At 63.6% G+C, this 16,338-nt stretch carries 15 protein-coding genes; 11 read left to right on the top strand and 4 right to left on the bottom strand.

Annotation, left to right across the window (positions count from 1 at the left end; genetic code table 11):
- Positions 1-31: 31 nt before the first annotated feature.
- Both CYJ10_RS27555 and CYJ10_RS27560 read left to right on the top strand, forming a co-directional pair.
- A complete protein-coding gene (locus tag CYJ10_RS27555; protein ID WP_101684618.1) occupies positions 32-904 on the top strand; it encodes an EI24 domain-containing protein in 873 nt (290 codons plus the stop codon).
- Positions 905-940: 36 nt separating this feature from the next.
- Positions 941-1,741, top strand: a complete 801-nt coding sequence (locus CYJ10_RS27560; RefSeq protein ID WP_101684619.1) for a competence/damage-inducible protein A — start codon at positions 941-943, stop codon at positions 1,739-1,741.
- 96 nt (positions 1,742-1,837) lie between these two features.
- Here the strand turns inward: CYJ10_RS27560 and CYJ10_RS27565 are convergent, their stop codons facing one another.
- Entirely contained in the window at positions 1,838-2,302 is a 465-nt protein-coding gene (locus CYJ10_RS27565) for a rhodanese-like domain-containing protein (protein WP_101684620.1), read from the bottom strand.
- A 531-nt stretch (positions 2,303-2,833) separates the two neighbouring features.
- On the opposite strand from CYJ10_RS27565, the gene CYJ10_RS27570 reads away from it, so the two are divergent.
- From CYJ10_RS27570 to ntrC, 4 genes are all read left to right on the top strand, one after another.
- Positions 2,834-4,249, top strand: coding sequence for a 3-hydroxylaminophenol mutase (locus CYJ10_RS27570; RefSeq protein ID WP_101684621.1), 1,416 nt, complete (start codon positions 2,834-2,836; stop codon positions 4,247-4,249).
- A gap of 130 nt (positions 4,250-4,379) precedes the next feature.
- Positions 4,380-4,955 carry a DUF4124 domain-containing protein gene (locus tag CYJ10_RS27575; protein WP_374703317.1) on the top strand — a complete coding sequence of 192 codons (576 nt, stop codon included), beginning with the start codon at positions 4,380-4,382 and terminating at the stop codon, positions 4,953-4,955.
- Between the two features lie 5 nt (positions 4,956-4,960).
- Entirely contained in the window at positions 4,961-6,133 is a 1,173-nt protein-coding gene (glnL, locus tag CYJ10_RS27580) for a nitrogen regulation protein NR(II) (RefSeq protein ID WP_101684622.1), read from the top strand.
- Between the two features lie 88 nt (positions 6,134-6,221).
- On the top strand, positions 6,222-7,784 hold the full coding sequence (gene ntrC, locus CYJ10_RS27585) for a nitrogen regulation protein NR(I) (protein ID WP_101684623.1): 1,563 nt from the start codon (positions 6,222-6,224) through the stop codon (positions 7,782-7,784).
- 73 nt (positions 7,785-7,857) lie between these two features.
- On the opposite strand, the gene CYJ10_RS27590 is transcribed toward ntrC, so the two are convergent.
- From CYJ10_RS27590 to CYJ10_RS27600, 3 genes are all read right to left on the bottom strand, one after another.
- Positions 7,858-8,190, bottom strand: a complete 333-nt coding sequence (locus CYJ10_RS27590; RefSeq protein WP_257993565.1) for a hypothetical protein — start codon at positions 8,188-8,190, stop codon at positions 7,858-7,860.
- 46 nt (positions 8,191-8,236) lie between these two features.
- Complete coding sequence (locus tag CYJ10_RS27595) at positions 8,237-9,937, bottom strand: M30 family zinc metallopeptidase (RefSeq protein WP_101684625.1); 1,701 nt, start codon at positions 9,935-9,937, stop codon at positions 8,237-8,239.
- A gap of 124 nt (positions 9,938-10,061) precedes the next feature.
- Complete coding sequence (locus CYJ10_RS27600; RefSeq protein WP_101684626.1) at positions 10,062-10,868, bottom strand: HAD-IIB family hydrolase; 807 nt, start codon at positions 10,866-10,868, stop codon at positions 10,062-10,064.
- Positions 10,869-11,073: 205 nt separating this feature from the next.
- Between CYJ10_RS27600 and ugpB the strand changes: the two genes are divergently transcribed.
- The 5 genes from ugpB (at position 11,074) to ugpQ (ending at position 16,133) form a co-directional block, all read left to right on the top strand.
- The gene (gene ugpB, locus CYJ10_RS27605) at positions 11,074-12,384 is read left to right on the top strand and encodes a sn-glycerol-3-phosphate ABC transporter substrate-binding protein UgpB (protein WP_101684627.1); all 1,311 of its coding nucleotides are present in this window, start codon (positions 11,074-11,076) and stop codon (positions 12,382-12,384) included.
- Positions 12,385-12,496: 112 nt separating this feature from the next.
- Complete coding sequence (gene ugpA / locus CYJ10_RS27610) at positions 12,497-13,378, top strand: sn-glycerol-3-phosphate ABC transporter permease UgpA (protein ID WP_101684628.1); 882 nt, start codon at positions 12,497-12,499, stop codon at positions 13,376-13,378.
- A 14-nt stretch (positions 13,379-13,392) separates the two neighbouring features.
- On the top strand, positions 13,393-14,241 hold the full coding sequence (ugpE, locus tag CYJ10_RS27615) for a sn-glycerol-3-phosphate ABC transporter permease UgpE (protein WP_101684629.1): 849 nt from the start codon (positions 13,393-13,395) through the stop codon (positions 14,239-14,241).
- 9 nt (positions 14,242-14,250) lie between these two features.
- Positions 14,251-15,369 carry a sn-glycerol-3-phosphate import ATP-binding protein UgpC gene (locus CYJ10_RS27620; RefSeq protein ID WP_101684630.1) on the top strand — a complete coding sequence of 373 codons (1,119 nt, stop codon included), beginning with the start codon at positions 14,251-14,253 and terminating at the stop codon, positions 15,367-15,369.
- On the top strand, positions 15,366-16,133 hold the full coding sequence (ugpQ, locus tag CYJ10_RS27625; RefSeq protein ID WP_257993566.1) for a glycerophosphodiester phosphodiesterase: 768 nt from the start codon (positions 15,366-15,368) through the stop codon (positions 16,131-16,133). Before CYJ10_RS27620 ends, ugpQ begins: the two co-directional genes overlap by 4 nt.
- The last annotated feature ends 205 nt before the right edge of the window (positions 16,134-16,338 follow it).

Below are 16,338 nucleotides of genomic sequence, written 5' to 3' on the forward strand. Positions count from 1 at the left end.
TTTCTGAACACTCTTTTTCGCAGATCGCTGCATGAACGATATTCTTCGCGCGTTTGGGCGCGCTGTGGTCAGCCAGTTGCATCCGCGCATGCTGATGCTGACCGTCATCCCGTTCGTCCTGGCCACGGCCCTGTGGGGCGGCCTGATCTGGTGGGGCTGGGACCCGATCATGGGCACCGCCCGTACGCTGCTGGAAGGCTCGGTGTTCACGAGCTGGATCTATGCCGTGCTCGACTGGCTGGGCCTGCAGTCGCTGCGCAGCGTGGTGGCGCCGCTGTTCGTGCTGACGCTGGTGATTCCGCTGGTCATCGCTTCGATGCTGATCTTCATCAGCCTGTTCTCGGTGCCGGCCGTGGTGAAACACCTGGAGCGCGCCTACCCGGACCTGCAGAAGGCCCACGGCGGCAGCATCGCCGGCAGCGTGTTCCAGGCGCTTGGCAATACCGTGGTCTTCCTGCTGCTGGTGGTGGTCACGCTGCCGCTATGGCTGATTCCGCCGTTTTTCGCGCTGATTCCGCCGGTGCTCTGGGGCTGGCTGACCTACCGCGTGATGACGTACGACGCGCTGTCCGAGCACGCCACGGCCGAGGAGCGCAAGACGCTCATGAAGCGCCACCGCATCCCGCTGCTGACCATCGGCGTGGTGGTGGGCCTGCTGGGCTCCGCGCCCACCTTGCTGTGGGTGTGGTCGGCTGTCATCATCTTCCTGTTTCCGGTCGTGCTGGCCGGCACGCTATGGCTCTATGTGCTGATCTTCATCTTTTCGGCGCTGTGGTTCGGCCATTTCTGCCTGCGGGCGCTGGCAGACCTGCGTGCCGAACGGGCCGCTGCGGCACCGCCGCCGCCGCCGGGCGACGTAATCGACCTGGCGCCGTCGGACGTGCGCCAGATCGGGCAGTCGTGAGTCTTCCATCCTGAGTCTTCAACCAAGAGGGGCATCATGGGTTTCGGTTTGATTGTCATCGGCGACGAGATCCTTTCCGGACGGCGCGAGGACAAGCACATGCGCCGCGCCATCGAACTGCTGGGCGAGCGCGGACTGGCGCTGGACTGGGCCGAGTACGTGGGCGACGAACGCGGCCGTATTACCGCCACGTTGCAGCGTACGTTCGCGGGGTCGGATGTGGTGTTCTGCACGGGCGGCATCGGCGCCACGCCAGACGACCATACGCGCCAGTGCGCGGCGGCGGCGCTGGGTGTGGAACTGGCACTGCACCCGGATGCGCGCGAGCAGATCGCGCTGCGCATCGCAGAAACGGCCAACGGCGATCCGGTCAAGGCCGATCTGAATACGCCCGAGAACCAGCACCGGTTCAAGATGGGCGAGTTTCCGGTGGGCGCACGCATCATTCCGAACAGCTACAACCGGATTCCGGGCTTTTCGGTGGCCGATCACCATTTCATGCCCGGTTTCCCGGTGATGGCGTGGCCGATGATGGAGTGGGTGCTCGACCACGACTACACGCACCTGTTCCATCTGGACGCGGAGCAGTCGCGGGCGTTCTACGTCTTCGAGGCGCCGGAGTCGACGCTGACGCCGCTGATGGAGCAGGTGGAAGCCACGTTCCCGGGCATCCGCGTCTTCAGCCTGCCGTCGGTGGGCGATGTCACCCGTGGCGACCGCCTGGCGCGCCGCCATATCGACCTGGGCGTGAAGGGGGCGGCCGACCTGGTGGCGCCAGCCTACGCGATGCTGCTCGAAGGCGTCCGCGCGATGGGATTCGAGATCGTCGAGCAGTAGGGCGGGGCGACGCAGGGCAAAAAAAAAGCGCATCACGGTGGTGATGCGCTTTTTTGTTTGCGGGCCGTACTCAGCGGCCGTACCGAGGTATCGAACTCAGGCGCCGTGCCACGGCAAGCCGCGGAAGCACCAGCCTTCCACGGTCTTGCGGTGGTGATCGTCGTCGCGCGCACCCTCGAAGCCTTCCAGCACGTCCATGGCCAGCGTGTAACCGGCCTCGGTAGCCACGCGCGCCGCATGCTTGGATCGCGCGGCGCTGCGGCACAGGAACAGCACCGGGGCGTCCTGCGGCACGCGAGCCTTCAGCTCGGCCACGAAATTCGGGTTCTGGGTGCCGCCCGGGTAGGTCGACCATTCGACATGCGCGAACTGTTCGTCGGGCAGCGCCACGCCGCCCACCCAGTCCAGTTCGGCCTGCGTGCGCACGTCGACCAGCACGGCCTTCGGGTCGGCCTGCAGCAGCGCGTAGGCTTCCTGCGGGGAAAGGGCGCCGTAATAGGCAAACTGGCCCTGTTGCTGGCGTGCCTGGGCGGCCTGGAGGAGGGTGTCTCGGGTAGTCATTCTGTGTGACGGAGTCAATAAGAAAGCGGTCAAAACGGGCGCGATCGGGCAGCTTGGCAGTGCGATGGCAAGAAAGCCCAATCTTTACTGGGAGTCAGCCCGAATCGGCGCTATTCTAGCGCCCGGCCGTTGCGAGCGGCCCGAAAAATGGTGGCAATCCCGATGCGCTGTTTTGGTGCCGAACTGGTGCGTTTTCCCTTGTTTGGCACTCAAACGGTGCTGCAACTTGAATGATGCACCAGAATGGTGTTTCATGAGTGTCGAGTCTGGCGATCCGCGGCGGTAAAGCGTGGCGGGCTCAGGCCGGCAGCCAGGATTGCATGCAATCTGCACCCCCCGTCGCGGTGCGGTCTGACAGGCAGATGCACGTTTTTCGGGAAGTCTGTGCGATTGGCGCCCCGCTGGGGACAGGCGTTGGCACGCTTTCTGCTAACATCCCTCGTCCCTTTTGGGGCGGCCAGATCGGCAGGTCCGGAGGTCGCACCAACAATGGCTTTCTCAGACACAGCCTCGAATTTCCAGGAGATAGGCATGGCGCAGAGCGTTGCAGATGTGATGAAGCTCGTGAAGGAAAACGACGTCAAGTTCGTCGATTTCCGCTTCACGGATACCAAGGGCAAGGAACAGCACGTGTCGGTGCCGACGTCGCACTTCGACGAGGACAAGTTCGAGAGCGGCCACGCCTTTGACGGTTCGTCCATCGCGGGCTGGAAGGGTATCGAAGCCTCGGACATGCTGCTGATGCCGGATTCGGGTACCGCCTACATCGACCCGTTCTATGAAGAACCGACCCTGGTCCTGACCTGCGACGTGATCGAACCGTCGGATGGCAAGGGCTACGACCGCGACCCGCGCTCGATCGCCAAGCGCGCCGAAGCCTACCTGAAGAGCACCGGCCTGGGCGACACCGCCTTCTTCGGTCCGGAACCCGAGTTCTTCATTTTCGACGGCGTGACCTGGAACATCGACATGCAGGGCTGCTCGGTGAAGATCCATTCGGAAGAAGCACCGTGGTCGTCGGGCAAGGAATTCGAGCACGGCAACAGCGGTCACCGTCCGGGCAAGAAGGGCGGCTACTTCCCGGTTGCCCCGATCGACACGTTCCAGGACATGCGTTCGGAAATGTGCCTGATTCTGGAATCGCTGGGCATCCCCGTTGAAGTGCACCACCACGAAGTGGCTGGCCAGGGCCAGAACGAAATCGGCACGCGCTTCAGCACGCTGGTGCAACGCGCCGACTGGACGCAGCTGCAGAAGTACGTGATCCAGAACGTGGCGCACACCTATGGCAAGACCGCCACGTTCATGCCGAAGCCGGTCGTGGGCGACAACGGTTCGGGCATGCACGTTCACCAGTCCGTGTGGAAGGATGGCCAGAACCTGTTCGCAGGCAACGGCTACGCCGGCCTGTCGGAATTCGCGCTGTACTACATCGGCGGCATCATCAAGCACGCCCGCGCCCTGAACGCCATCACCAACCCGGGCACGAACTCGTACAAGCGCCTGGTGCCGGGCTTTGAAGCCCCGGTGAAGCTGGCCTACTCGGCCCGCAACCGTTCGGCCTCGATCCGTATTCCGTACGTTGCGAACCCGAAGGGTCGCCGTATCGAAACGCGTTTCCCGGATCCGCTGATGAACCCGTACCTGGGCTTCTCGGCGCTGCTGATGGCCGGCCTGGACGGCGTGATGAACAAGATCCACCCGGGCGAAGCTGCGGACAAGAACCTGTACGACCTGCCGCCGGAAGAAGACGCAAAGATCCCGACCGTCTGCTCGAGCCTCGACCAGTCGCTGGAGTACCTGGACAACGACCGCGAGTTCCTGACGCGCGGCGGTGTGTTCTCGAACTCGATGATCGATGCCTACATCGAACTGAAGATGGAAGAAGTCACGCGTTTCCGCATGACGACTCACCCGATCGAGTTCGACATGTACTACTCGCTGTAAAGCGAATAGTGGGTTGCCAGGTTGTGACCGGGCAACAGTTGCACCAGGAAGGGGCGGCTTCGGCTGTCCCTTTTTGTTTTGCGGCGACGTTGCTCGCTAGAATGGGGCTCTTTTCCCAACCTTCATGTCGATGTTCATGAACGCCATTCCGAACAAGATTTTCAGCATGGCCGGCAGCGCGCTGCCGCACCAAATGCGTGTGGGTTTCCCCATTCTGGTGACGATGGCCGCCGTGGCGCTGGCCGTCTGGGCCGCGCCGGCCGCGGCGCAGTCATCGGACGTGTACATGTGCAAGGGCCCCAATGGGGTGCCCGAGTACCGCAATGGCACGGCCGGCGGCAAGGACTGCAAGAAGCTCAACCTGCCCGACGTGACGACGGTGCCTGGCTCGCGCAGTGGCGGCGGGGTCAGTTCGGGTGGCAAGCCGGCGGTAGCGTCGCCGGCGGCGTTCCCGCGCGTGGACAGCGCGACGCAGAAGACCCGCGACGGCGAGCGCCGCGCGGTGCTGGAGCAGGAACTGCAATCCGAGGAAGCCAGGCTGGCCGGGCTGCGCGCCGAGTACAACAACGGCGAACCCGAGCGCCAGGGCGGCGAACGTAATTATCAAAAGTATCTGGATCGCACGGCAAGGCTGCGCGATGACGTGACTCGCAGTGAAGCCAATGTGTCATCGCTTCGGCGGGAATTGTCGAATTTGAAGGATTGAAACCGATGCGTCGCCTGATTCGCGGAGTTTCGCGCAAGGTCACCGGAGCGGACCGCAAGCCGGACGCTGCCGACCCGGATGCCCTGGAAGCGCGCGATGCCGATATCCTGCCATTGGGCGATTTCGCATTGCATCCCGGCCTCGATGTGGTGGCTAACCCCGTGCTGCTGGTGCGCCAGCCCGGGCTGAAGGTGGTCTACGCCAATCCGGCTGCCGAGGCCAGTTTCGCCATGTCGCGCAAGGCCATGGTGGAACTGACGCTGCCCGACCTGTTCGGGGCGTCGGAAGAGCTCGACACGATGATCGAATCGGTCATGGCCCGGCAGGTGGATGTGCGCCGGCAGGACCTGGTGCTGCGGCCGCCCCTGCAGGAGCCGCTGCACGCCCATGTGGTGGTGGGCGGCATCGAAGGCTTTTCGAGCACCGCCCTGGTCGAGGTTCTGCTGAACGAGCAGAAGGTGCGCAGCGACCGCGAGGAGCGCCTGATCGACCTGACGTCAGCCAACAAGGAGCTGATCCGCAACCTGGCGCACGAGATCAAGAACCCACTGGGCGGCATCCGCGGGGCAGCGCAGTTGCTGGAATTCGAGCTGCCCGAGCGTGCGCTGCGCGAGTACACGCAGGTCATCATCAAGGAGTCGGACCGCCTGCAGACGCTGGTGGACCGCCTGCTGGAGCCTCACCGCCATCCGCACATCGTCTCCGAACTCAATATCCACGAGGTGCTGGAGCGCGTGCGCTCGGTGGTACTGGCCGAATTCCCGAACGGGCTCGATATCGTGCGGGATTACGATGCCAGCCTGCCGGAACTGCGCGGCGACATGGAGCAGCTGATCCAGGCCGTGCTGAACATCGTCCACAACGCGGCGCAGGCGCTGCACGAGCGCATCGCGCGGGGCGATGCGCAGATCGTGTTGCGGACCCGGGTGGCCCGCCAGGTCACGATTGCCAAGCGTTTGTACAAGCTGGCATTGGACTTGCATGTGATAGATAACGGCCCGGGCATCCCCGAGGACATTCGCGAACGCATCTTCTATCCGCTGGTGTCGGGAAGGGATGGCGGTAGCGGTCTCGGTCTCACACTCGCTCAAACCTTCGTGCAGCAGCACGAGGGCTTGATCGAATGCGAGAGCCGGCCGGGCTGTACCGACTTCCGTATCCTGCTGCCACTGCACTGACCGTCGATCGATATATTGACGCGTCCGGCGCGGCGATCCAGTGGGCCGTACGGGAGACCACATGACACCGAGCAGACAAGCGACGCACATGAAGCCGATCTGGATAGTCGACGACGATCAATCAATCCGCTGGGTCCTGGAAAAGGCCCTTGCCCGTGAAAGCCTGCTCTCCCGCAGTTTTACCAATGTGCGCGACGTGCTCGCGGCGTTGGAAGAGGACGAGCCGCAAGTCCTGATTTCCGATATCCGCATGCCTGGCGGGTCGGGGCTGGACCTGCTGCAGGCGATCAAGGCGCGGCACCCCGGGCTGCCGGTCATCGTGATGACCGCGTACTCGGACCTGGACAGCGCCGTGGCCGCCTTCCAGGGCGGTGCGTTCGAGTACCTGGCCAAGCCGTTCGATGTCGACAAGGCTGTCGAACTGATCCGCCGCGCGCTGGAGGAAAGCCTGCGCGAGGAGGAAATGGACGATCGGCTAGTCGATGCGCCCGAGATCCTGGGCCAGGCGCCGGCCATGCAGGACGTGTTCCGCGCCATCGGCCGGCTGTCGCAATCGAACGTGACCGTGATGATTACCGGCGAGTCCGGTACCGGCAAGGAACTGGTGGCGCGTGCCTTGCACAAGCACAGCCCGCGCGCCAACGGCCCGTTCATCGCGCTGAACACGGCGGCGATTCCGAAAGACCTGCTGGAATCGGAACTGTTCGGCCATGAGCGCGGCGCGTTCACGGGCGCGCAGACCATGCGCCGCGGCCGCTTCGAGCAGGCCGAAGGCGGTACGCTGTTCCTTGATGAAATCGGCGATATGCCATTCGATCTGCAGACGCGGCTGCTGCGCGTGCTGTCGGACGGCAATTTCTATCGCGTGGGCGGGCACAATCCGCTGCGCGCCAACGTGCGGGTCATCGCCGCCACCCACCAGAACCTGGAAACGCGGGTCAAGGAAGGGCTGTTCCGCGAGGACTTGTTTCACCGGCTGAACGTCATCCGGCTGCGGCTGCCGCCGCTGCGCGAGCGGCCCGAGGACATCACGCTGCTGGCGCGCCACTTCCTGCAGAAGAGCGCCAAGGAACTGGGCGTCGAGCCCAAGCGCATGTCGGACGAGGCGTTGACCTATGTCAGCACGCTGCCGTTCCCGGGCAACGTGCGCCAGCTTGAAAACCTGTGCAACTGGCTGACCGTGATGGCGCCGGCGCAGACCATCGAGGTCAAGGATCTGCCCCGCGAGATGATCGATGCGGGGCATGGCGAAAGCCCGTCGGCGTCGCGTCCGCTGGCGGCCGAGATGCGTCCTGCCGGTGACTACGAAGCGCTGGAATCGTCCGATTACAGCATGGGCGCCCCGGGCGGCGATGGCGACACCCTGGTGGCAACGCGTCCGCCGATGGTGGCGACGTCGTCGACGATGGCGCCGGCTTACGCCGCACCGGCTGTCACGCAGAGCTGGGAAAGCCTGCTGGCCGGCGAGGCGAAGTCGATGCTGGAGTCAGGCCAGCCGGAAGTCATGGATGCCCTGACGCGCCGGTTCGAGAAGGCCGTGCTGGAAGCCGCGCTCGGTGTCACGCGCGGACGCCGTGTGGAAGCGGCCACCCGACTCGGAATTGGCCGAAATACGATTACGCGGAAGCTCCAGGAACTCGGTTTCGACTGAAGTCCGGCCGCAGTTCCAGCGTAAGCAAGAAGGGAGGCCTTGTCAGGCCTCCCTTTTTCGATGTGGAACGCGGTTATGGACTGACCGGCTCGGGCACCTTGTCCACGCGGAACGCGGGAAGCCATACGTCGGGTCCGGGCGCGACCAGGATCTTGCCGCGTGCCGATACCCGTTTGCCGGCCAGCGTGCGGGCCTGAGGGATTGTCATGCCGCGCAGTTCCCAAAAGTCCAATTCGTCCGTTTCCAGCATGATCGTCGGGAACGGGTCATTGCCCCGGATCTGGATCTCTCCGACCAGCGTCTGCGGCGGCTCGACGGCCGGGTCCGTGGCGCATGCCGTGATGCCCAGCGCGGCAAAGAGTGTGGCAAGGCGTGTGGCAAGGGTTGCGGCGAAGCGTGCTTTCACCATCGGCTCCACAAGAGCGGGGCGCCCGCGCGCCCCGATAGGTCCCTTATTGAATCACGACGGACAACGTGGTGCCAGCCGGAACACTCACCGTCTCGTCGTACGTCCCACTGACGGCAGTACGCACCACCGGAAGGCTCCCGTAGGCTTCAAGTGCGACGGCAACGGATTGGATCAGTGTGCGGGTCGGCAGATGTGCCTGTGGGTTGATCAGCGGCAATGTGAAGCCGCCTTCCGTTCGCGCCGGAAAGCCAAATCCATCGGGGCTTGGGGCGGTCATCAGCGACCCGGCCGTCGCCGCAAAGCGGCGCAATTGTTCTCCGAAACCGGATGTTGGCGCGCTTGCGCGGATGGCGGAATCGAGAACCTCGATCGAGTCGGTGCTGCTGAAATCGTTCAGCAGGTTCTTGTAGAAATCGAGTCCGAACTGCCGCGTCAGGAAGCCGCCGAGCGATCCGGAGACCGCATAGCTGTCGCAAGACTCGGACGCGGTTTTGAATGCGATCAGGCTGCAGTTATAGGAGCCGGCCCCGTAGCCAATGTAGTCAGGAAAGCGCACGTCACGGATGGCGTTGTAGTTCGGGTCGATGGAATGGCCGACGAAGTTTTCCATCATCATGGCCGAGGCTTCCTCCAGCCACTGACCGAACAAGTACGAGGGGCCCTTGACCACGCCTCGACGGTAGAAGCTCTGCAGGTGCATCGCTTCATGGGCCATCGTTGAAATCATTTCCCTCTGGCCTTCGGGGCCGCCAAGATAGAGCGACTCGGCATCCAGGTACAGCGAAACCGATTCGTTGCTGTAGGGGTTGGTCTCCGGATTCCGGCTTAAGGCGTTTCGTCCATAGAAGTACCCGAGCAAGCCCAACGGTCGCCCATCGTTGTTGAAATTCAGGATCACGATGTCAAGAGGCTGTCCCGTAGCAGGAATCAGATTTGAATACTCATGCGGCCCCCATAGCGGGCCACCGACGGCAGTGACCATGTCGTAGAGTCGTCCGGCTGGCGTGAAGCTGTCTGCAAGGAGCGCCACAATCTCAGTGCTCACCCTGTCGGATGCGTTTTCCGAATCCTCCACCCAGAAATTGACGGCGGTGCCGTCGGTGGTTGCGCGCTGCAGCACTAGCGTGGCCGAACGCTCGGAATTGTCGGCGTGGTACCAGGTTCTGGTGGTGTTCACAGCCGAAAGGCCCTGATTTTGCCTTGCCGCGTAGTTCGGCATGTCGCCGCGCCTTCCGGCAAGCGCCACCCAGCCCTCGCGATTGAAGTCCGAAATCTCCTGCTTGACGGCCTGCGTACCATCATCGTTCCAGCGCAGCGCGTTTGCCGCTGTGGTGGTGGTCGCCCGGGGCGTCGTCAGCGAGATCGTCGGCATGATCCTCGGGGTGGCGGTCTGGTTGGTAAAGACCAGCGTCACGTCCTGCCCGTTCAGACCCTCGATGCGGATCGGTACCTCGGCGGATGTCGTGGAGGCGTTGATGGCTTGCCACACGCCCACGCCGTTCCCGGTGTAGGTGTTTGCGTTGACGGCGCCGCAATCGTTGCAGGCCGGCGACACAGTGGTGGGTGGCTCTGGCAGTGCGGGCGCGGGCGGCGATGTTTCGGGCGTGGGAGCAGGTGCTGCGACCGTTGTTGGAGCGACGGACTGCTCGCCATCGCCGCCGCCACAGGCGCTTAGCGTGGTGACGGCCAGTACCGCTGCCGCTGCGAACTTCGGATGCGAAAAGATGCGCGACGTGTACGTCATGAAGATTCCCCCTCAAATGTCGGTCATTGACGCTGGGCGCCATTGCGGCGCAGCCGTGCTTATACCGGCGTGGGTGGCGGATTCGCCGCCCACGCGAGGGGAAATCGAGATCAGTTGATGGCCATCATGCCAACTGTTTCAGCTTTAAGACCCTTTCCGCCATTTCCGCAAATCCTTCTCCACCGGCCGCGTCGGTGATGTAGGCGGGCTTCACTGGTAGTTTGTCCAGAATGTCGCGCACGTTCGCCACGCCTACCGACAGCGGGAAGTGGCCGAACATCGCCACGTCATTGGCCGAATCGCCAATGAACAGCCACTCGTCGCGCTGGGCGTCGATATCGTCCCCGAGCAATTCCTCTACACAGAGCCGGCTCATCGACAGCTTGTCGTGATGGCCGAACCAGCCATTGACGTGGATCGAACTGACGGTGGCCGTCATGCCGGCGCCGCGCATGATTGCCACGATGCGGTCGACGGCGGTCTGGGGCAACGGCGCCACGTCTTCGGCATGGTCGATCGCCAGGTCGGCGGCGTGCCATGCCTGGTCCGAAGCCAGCGCGCAGCCCGGTACTTCGCGCAGGATTTCCTGCCCCAACGCATGAATGCGGAAAAGGTTTGCTTCACGCGTGGCGGCATCGTCCAGGAAGCGGGTGATGAGCTTGTTGTCGACGAGATGCGAATAGAACGCGCCGTTTTCGCCGATGATGGCGTCGACGGGCCAGAGACGCGTCAAGATTTCCGCCCATGCGATGCAGCGTCCCGTCACAGGGATCACGTGCAGTCCCGCGCGTTTGAGCCGGTCGAGCGCGACGTAAGTGGCGGCGGGCAGGCGGCCGTCGGTGGTCAGCGTGCCATCGATATCGGTCAGGATGCCGCGGACACGGCGCAGCGCGCTGTCGGGCAGGGCAGAAAAGGAAGTCGGTACGGTCATGGCGGGGCATTGTAGCCGTGGCGAACGCCGCCTGGCGCTGCAATTGCCGGTCGTCAATATGCTGCAACATTCTCTTGCGCAAGGGCGGGTTTGCCCGGTGTTCGATGACAACGGAGCGGCGTAACATGCCTGTCACAAAAAATGCATACAGTCGGTCGCTTTTTCAAAAAAACTGTCGCACCGAATGGCCTCAGGAGAAATGCCCATGTCCTTCCCGCGCTTTGCGTTGAAATTCGCCGCCGTGGCCAGCCTGGCCTTGGCCGGCACGGCCCACGCAGCCGTAGAAATCCAGTGGTGGCACGCCATGCAGGGCGCGCTGAACGATAAGGTGAACGAGATCGCCAACAAGTTCAACGCCAGCCAGTCCGACTACAAGATCGTGCCCGTGAACAAGGGCAACTACGACGAGACGATGGCCGCCGGCATCGCGGCGTTCCGCGCGGGCGGCTCCCCGGCCATCCTGCAGGTGTTCGAGGTGGGTACTGCCACCATGATGAGCGCCAAGGGCGCCATCAAGCCGGTGTCCGTCGTCATGAAGGAAGCGGGCGAGAAGTTCGACCAGAAGGCCTATATCCCGGCCGTGGCGGGCTATTACACCTCGTCGAAGGGCGAGATGCTGTCGTTCCCGTTCAACAGCTCGACCACCGTCTTCTATTACAACAAGGACGCCTTCAAGAAGGCCGGCCTGTCGGCGCCGCCGAAGACCTGGCCCGAGGTCATGCAGTATTCGGCCAAGCTCAAGGCGGCCGGCACCAGCTGCGGGTACACCACCGACTGGCAGAGCTGGGTCCACCTGGAAAGCTTCTCGGCGTGGCACAACACGCTGTTCGCCAGCAAGAACAACGGCTTTGGCGGTACCGACGCGCGCCTGGTGTTCAACAGCCCGCTGCATGTGAAGCACATCACGAACCTGCAGGAAATGGTCAAGAAGGGCTATTTCAGCTACGGCGGCCGCAAGTCGGAGTCGCAGGCCAAGTTCTATAACGGCGAGTGCGCGATGTTCACGGGCTCGTCGGCTTCGCTGGCCAACATTCGTAAAAACGCCAAGTTCCAGTTCGGCGTATCGCAGCTGCCGTACTACGCGGACGTGCAGGGTGCGCCGCAGAACACGATCATCGGCGGCGCGTCGCTGTGGGTGATGGGCGGCAAGAAGGCCGAAGAATACAAGGGCGTGGCCAAGTTCTTCACGTTCCTGTCGCAGCCCGAGATCCAGTCGGACTGGCACCAGGCCACCGGCTACCTGCCGGTGACGATGGCCGCCTATGAGCTGACCAAGAAATCGGGTTATTACGACAAGAATCCGGGCGCCGATGTGTCGGTGGAACAGATGATCGTGAAGACCACCGACAAGTCGCGCGGCGTGCGCCTGGGCAACCTGGTGCAGATCCGCACGATCATCGACGAGGAGCTGGAATCCGTGTGGGCCGGCAAGAAGGAGCCGAAGGCAGCGCTGGACGCGGCCGTGGCGCGCGGTAACGAACAGCTGGAACGCTTCCAGAAGACCGCCAAGGAATAAGCCAACAGGCCGGGATCATCCCTGGCCGGTGCAGGACCTGAGCGGGCGGCGGCACAACCGTCGCCCGCTTGCCGTTTGTTCAGTCGTTCAGTCTCAGGGCGGAATCCATCTCATGGAAAAACGCGTCGTATTCCGGTCGCCGTGGCTGCCGTATCTGCTGGTGTTTCCGCAGATCGTCATCACGGTGGTCTTCTTCTTCCTGCCCGCGGGGCAGGCGCTGTGGCAGTCGATGCTGCAGCAGGATGCCTTCGGCATCAATCTCGATTTCGTTGGCGCCGAGAACTTTGTCACACTCTGGAACGATCCGAACTACATCGAATCGTTCCAGGTGACGGCGGTCTTTGCCATCGGCGTGACGGTGGTGGGCCTGTCGGTGGCGCTGCTGCTGGCGTACTTTGCCGACCGCGTGGTGCGTGCCGCCACCGGCTACAAGACGCTGCTGATCTGGCCGTATGCCGTGGCGCCGGCCGTGGCGGGCGTGCTCTGGATGTTCATGTTCAACCCGACGCTGGGCGTGGTGTCGTACGCGCTACGCAAGGTCGGCGTTGACTGGAACTACCTGCTCGACAGCAACCAGGCGCTGGCGCTGGTGGTGCTGGCCGCCGCCTGGAAGCAGGTCAGCTACAACTTCCTGTTCTTCCTGGCCGGGCTGCAGAGCATTCCCAAGTCGCTGATCGAAGCGGCGGCCATCGACGGCGCCGGGCCGTGGAAGCGCTTCTGGTCGATCGTGTTCCCGCTGCTGTCGCCGACCACGTTCTTCCTGCTGGTGATCAACGTGGTCTACGCGTTTTTCGACACGTTCGCGATTATCGACGCGGTCACGCACGGCGGCCCGTTCAATTCCACGAACACGCTCGTCTACAAGGTGTTCCACGATGGCTTCCGGGGCATGGATATTGGCGGTTCGGCCGCGCAGTCGGTGGTGCTGATGGTGATCGTGATCGCGCTGACCGTGGTGCAGTTCCGCTTCGTGGAACGCAAGGTCCAGTACTGACAGGAGGATAGGCAATGATAGAGCGTCGTCCTGTACTGGACTTCATTACCCACCTGGTGCTGATCCTGGGCATCGTCGTGGTGGCATTTCCGGTGTACCTGACTTTCGTGGCGTCGACGCTGACGGCCGAGCAGGTGCTGGATGCCCCCATGACGCTGATCCCGGGCAGTCACCTGATCGAAAACTATCGCACGGTACTGTTCCAGGGCGTGGGCGAATCGGCGTCGCCGGTGTCCACGATGATGAAGAACAGCCTGATCATGGCGCTGGGCATCGCGCTGGGCAAGATTGCGATCTCGATCATCTCGGCCTTCGCGGTGGTCTATTTCCGCTTTCCGCTGCGCAAGGTCTTCTTCTGGATGATCTTCATCACGCTGATGCTGCCGGTGGAAGTGCGCATCCTGCCGACCTACAAGGTGGTGTCGGACCTGGGCCTGCTGGACAGCTACTTCGGGCTGACGATTCCGATCATCGCGTCGGCCACGGCCACGTTCCTGTTCCGCCAGTTCTTCCTGACCATTCCGGACGAACTGGCCGAGGCGGCGCGCATCGACGGCGCCGGCCCGCTGCGCTTCTTCTGGGATGTGGTGCTGCCGCTGTCGCGCACCAGCATCGCGGCGCTGTTCGTGATCCAGTTCATCTACGGGTGGAACCAGTACCTGTGGCCGCTGCTGATCACCACGCAGAAATCGATGACGCCCGTGGTGGTGGGCGTGACGCAGATGATCTCCCGCTCGGGCGATGCGGCCACCGACTGGAACCTGGTGATGGCCACGGTGATGCTGGCGATGATTCCGCCGGCCGTGGTGGTCGTGTTGATGCAACGCTGGTTCGTCAAGGGCCTGGTGGAAACGGAAAAATAAGGTCAGACCATGGCAAAGCTGTCTCTTCGCAACGTACAGAAGACTTACGCCGGCGGCACCCAGGTGGTGCATGGCATCGATATGGAAATCGCCGACGGCGAGTTCATCGTGATCGTCGGGCCGTCCGGCTGCGGCAAATCCACGCTGCTGCGCATGGTGGCGGGGCTGGAAACGATCACCGGTGGCGAGGTGCATATCGGCAACAAGGTCGTGAACGACCTGGAACCGGCCGAGCGCGACATCGCGATGGTGTTCCAGAACTATGCGCTGTATCCGCACATGAGCGTCTACGACAACATGGCGTACGGGCTCAAGATCCGCGGTATGGCGAAGGCCGAGATCGAGCAGCGCGTCAAGCACGCGGCCGGCATTCTGGAACTGGCGCCGCTGCTGGAACGCAAGCCGCGCGCGCTGTCGGGCGGCCAGCGCCAGCGTGTGGCCATGGGCCGCGCCATCGTGCGCGAGCCGGCGGTGTTCCTGTTCGATGAACCGCTGTCGAACCTCGATGCCAAGCTGCGCGTGCAGATGCGGCTGGAGTTGAAGGACCTGCATCGTCGCCTGAAGACCACCAGCCTGTACGTGACCCACGACCAGGTTGAAGCCATGACGCTGGCCGACCGCATGATGGTGCTCAACGGCGGCCGCATCGAGCAGATCGGCACGCCGCTGGAAGTGTATTCGCGCCCGGCCAGCACGTTCGTGGCCAGCTTTATCGGCTCGCCGCCGATGAACCTGGTGCCGGTGGCGCGCAACGGCGCGGGGCAGGGCACCAACGGCGGCGAGGCGCAGATGCGCGTGGTGCAGAAGGAAGGCCATACCGGGACGGCCACGCTGGGCCACCTGCCGATGGGCCTGCACCTGCCGGAGCAGGCGCTGATGGGGCTGCGCCCCGAGCATATCGAGCCGTGCGCCACCCACGAGGCGATTGCCGAGGTCGACGTGCGCGTGGTGGAGGCGCTGGGCGCCGATTCGTTCGCCTACGGCACGCTGGGCGGCCAGTCGATCGTGGTGCGGCTGGACAGCCATATGCCCGTGCGCGCCGGCGACAAGCTGCCGATCACGGCATCGGCCGACCACCTGCATTTCTTCGACATGCAGGACGGCAAGCGGATCGAGGCGCTGGCATGAGCACGACCGCGATCACGCCAGCCATGAACGGCGACTGGCCGTATCCGCGCCATATCGCGCACCGTGGCGCCGGCAAGCTGGCGCCCGAGAACACGCTGGCGGCCTTTCGCCATGGCGCGTCGTTCGGCTACCGGATGTTCGAGTTCGACGTGAAGCTGTCCGGCGATGGCAAGCCCGTGCTGATGCACGACGCAACGCTGGACCGTACGACGTCCGGCCATGGGCGTGTCGACGCGCTGACGCTCGGCGAGATCGCAGCACTGGACGCCGGCAGCTGGCACAGCCCGGCCTTCGCCGGCGAGCCGGTGCCGACGCTGGCGGCCATCGCCCGCTATACGCAAGCTAACGGCTACCTGGTGAATATCGAGATCAAGCCGGTGCCGGGTGATGAATACCGCACTGGCGCTGCGGTGGCGCTTGATGCGCTTTCGTTATGGAAGGGCGCGGCGGTGCCGCCGCTGCTGTCGTCGTTTTCCGAAGTCGCGCTCGAAGCTGCGCGTCTGGCGGCGTCGGGCCTGCCACGCGCGTTGCTGCTGGACAAGCTGCCGGCCGACTGGCTTGATCGGCTGCGACGCCTGGACTGCGTGGCGCTGGACTCGAATCATCGCGAGCTCGACGCCGACGTCATCGCCGCCGCCCATGCGGCCGGTTTCAAGGTGCTGTGCTACACGGTCAATGACCCGTCCCGGGCGCAGGATCTGCTGTCCTGGGGGCTGGATGGTCTGATTACCGATGCGGTCGACCAGATCGCGCCGCAGCCGTAAGGTCCCTGGACAAACTGTCTCGATTTTGCATCACGAAAAGTCCCCACTGTTTGGGGGATAACGTGCTATGCTCCGCGAGTGAAGACTTAGGTCCTTCCCGCACAACTTGCCCTTTCGGGTCTGGCGGCGAGACCGAGACAGACGGCACCCCCGGGTGCCGTTTCGTTCAAGGTGGTAACCGCAGGACCCCCAAGAGTTGTTTGCA

The sequence above is a fragment of the Cupriavidus pauculus genome, assembly GCF_002858765.1.
Lineage (GTDB): Bacteria > Pseudomonadota > Gammaproteobacteria > Burkholderiales > Burkholderiaceae > Cupriavidus > Cupriavidus pauculus_B.

Excerpts from the sequence above, each read along its gene's own strand:
- CYJ10_RS27620 (WP_101684630.1), top strand. The coding sequence starts at position 14,251 with ATGGCAAAGCTGTCTCTTCGCAACGTACAGAAGACTTACGCCGGCGGC.
- CYJ10_RS27595 (WP_101684625.1), bottom strand. The coding sequence starts at position 9,937 with ATGACGTACACGTCGCGCATCTTTTCGCATCCGAAGTTCGCAGCGGCA.
- CYJ10_RS27600 (WP_101684626.1), bottom strand. The coding sequence starts at position 10,868 with ATGACCGTACCGACTTCCTTTTCTGCCCTGCCCGACAGCGCGCTGCGC.
- ugpA (WP_101684628.1), top strand. The coding sequence starts at position 12,497 with ATGGAAAAACGCGTCGTATTCCGGTCGCCGTGGCTGCCGTATCTGCTG.
- ugpE (WP_101684629.1), top strand. The coding sequence starts at position 13,393 with ATGATAGAGCGTCGTCCTGTACTGGACTTCATTACCCACCTGGTGCTG.
- ugpQ (WP_257993566.1), top strand. The coding sequence starts at position 15,366 with ATGAGCACGACCGCGATCACGCCAGCCATGAACGGCGACTGGCCGTAT.
- CYJ10_RS27565 (WP_101684620.1), bottom strand. The coding sequence starts at position 2,302 with ATGACTACCCGAGACACCCTCCTCCAGGCCGCCCAGGCACGCCAGCAA.
- CYJ10_RS27555 (WP_101684618.1), top strand. The coding sequence starts at position 32 with ATGAACGATATTCTTCGCGCGTTTGGGCGCGCTGTGGTCAGCCAGTTG.
- CYJ10_RS27560 (WP_101684619.1), top strand. The coding sequence starts at position 941 with ATGGGTTTCGGTTTGATTGTCATCGGCGACGAGATCCTTTCCGGACGG.
- glnL (WP_101684622.1), top strand. The coding sequence starts at position 4,961 with ATGCGTCGCCTGATTCGCGGAGTTTCGCGCAAGGTCACCGGAGCGGAC.
- CYJ10_RS27570 (WP_101684621.1), top strand. The coding sequence starts at position 2,834 with ATGGCGCAGAGCGTTGCAGATGTGATGAAGCTCGTGAAGGAAAACGAC.
- CYJ10_RS27575 (WP_374703317.1), top strand. The coding sequence starts at position 4,380 with ATGTTCATGAACGCCATTCCGAACAAGATTTTCAGCATGGCCGGCAGC.
- ugpB (WP_101684627.1), top strand. The coding sequence starts at position 11,074 with ATGTCCTTCCCGCGCTTTGCGTTGAAATTCGCCGCCGTGGCCAGCCTG.
- ntrC (WP_101684623.1), top strand. The coding sequence starts at position 6,222 with ATGAAGCCGATCTGGATAGTCGACGACGATCAATCAATCCGCTGGGTC.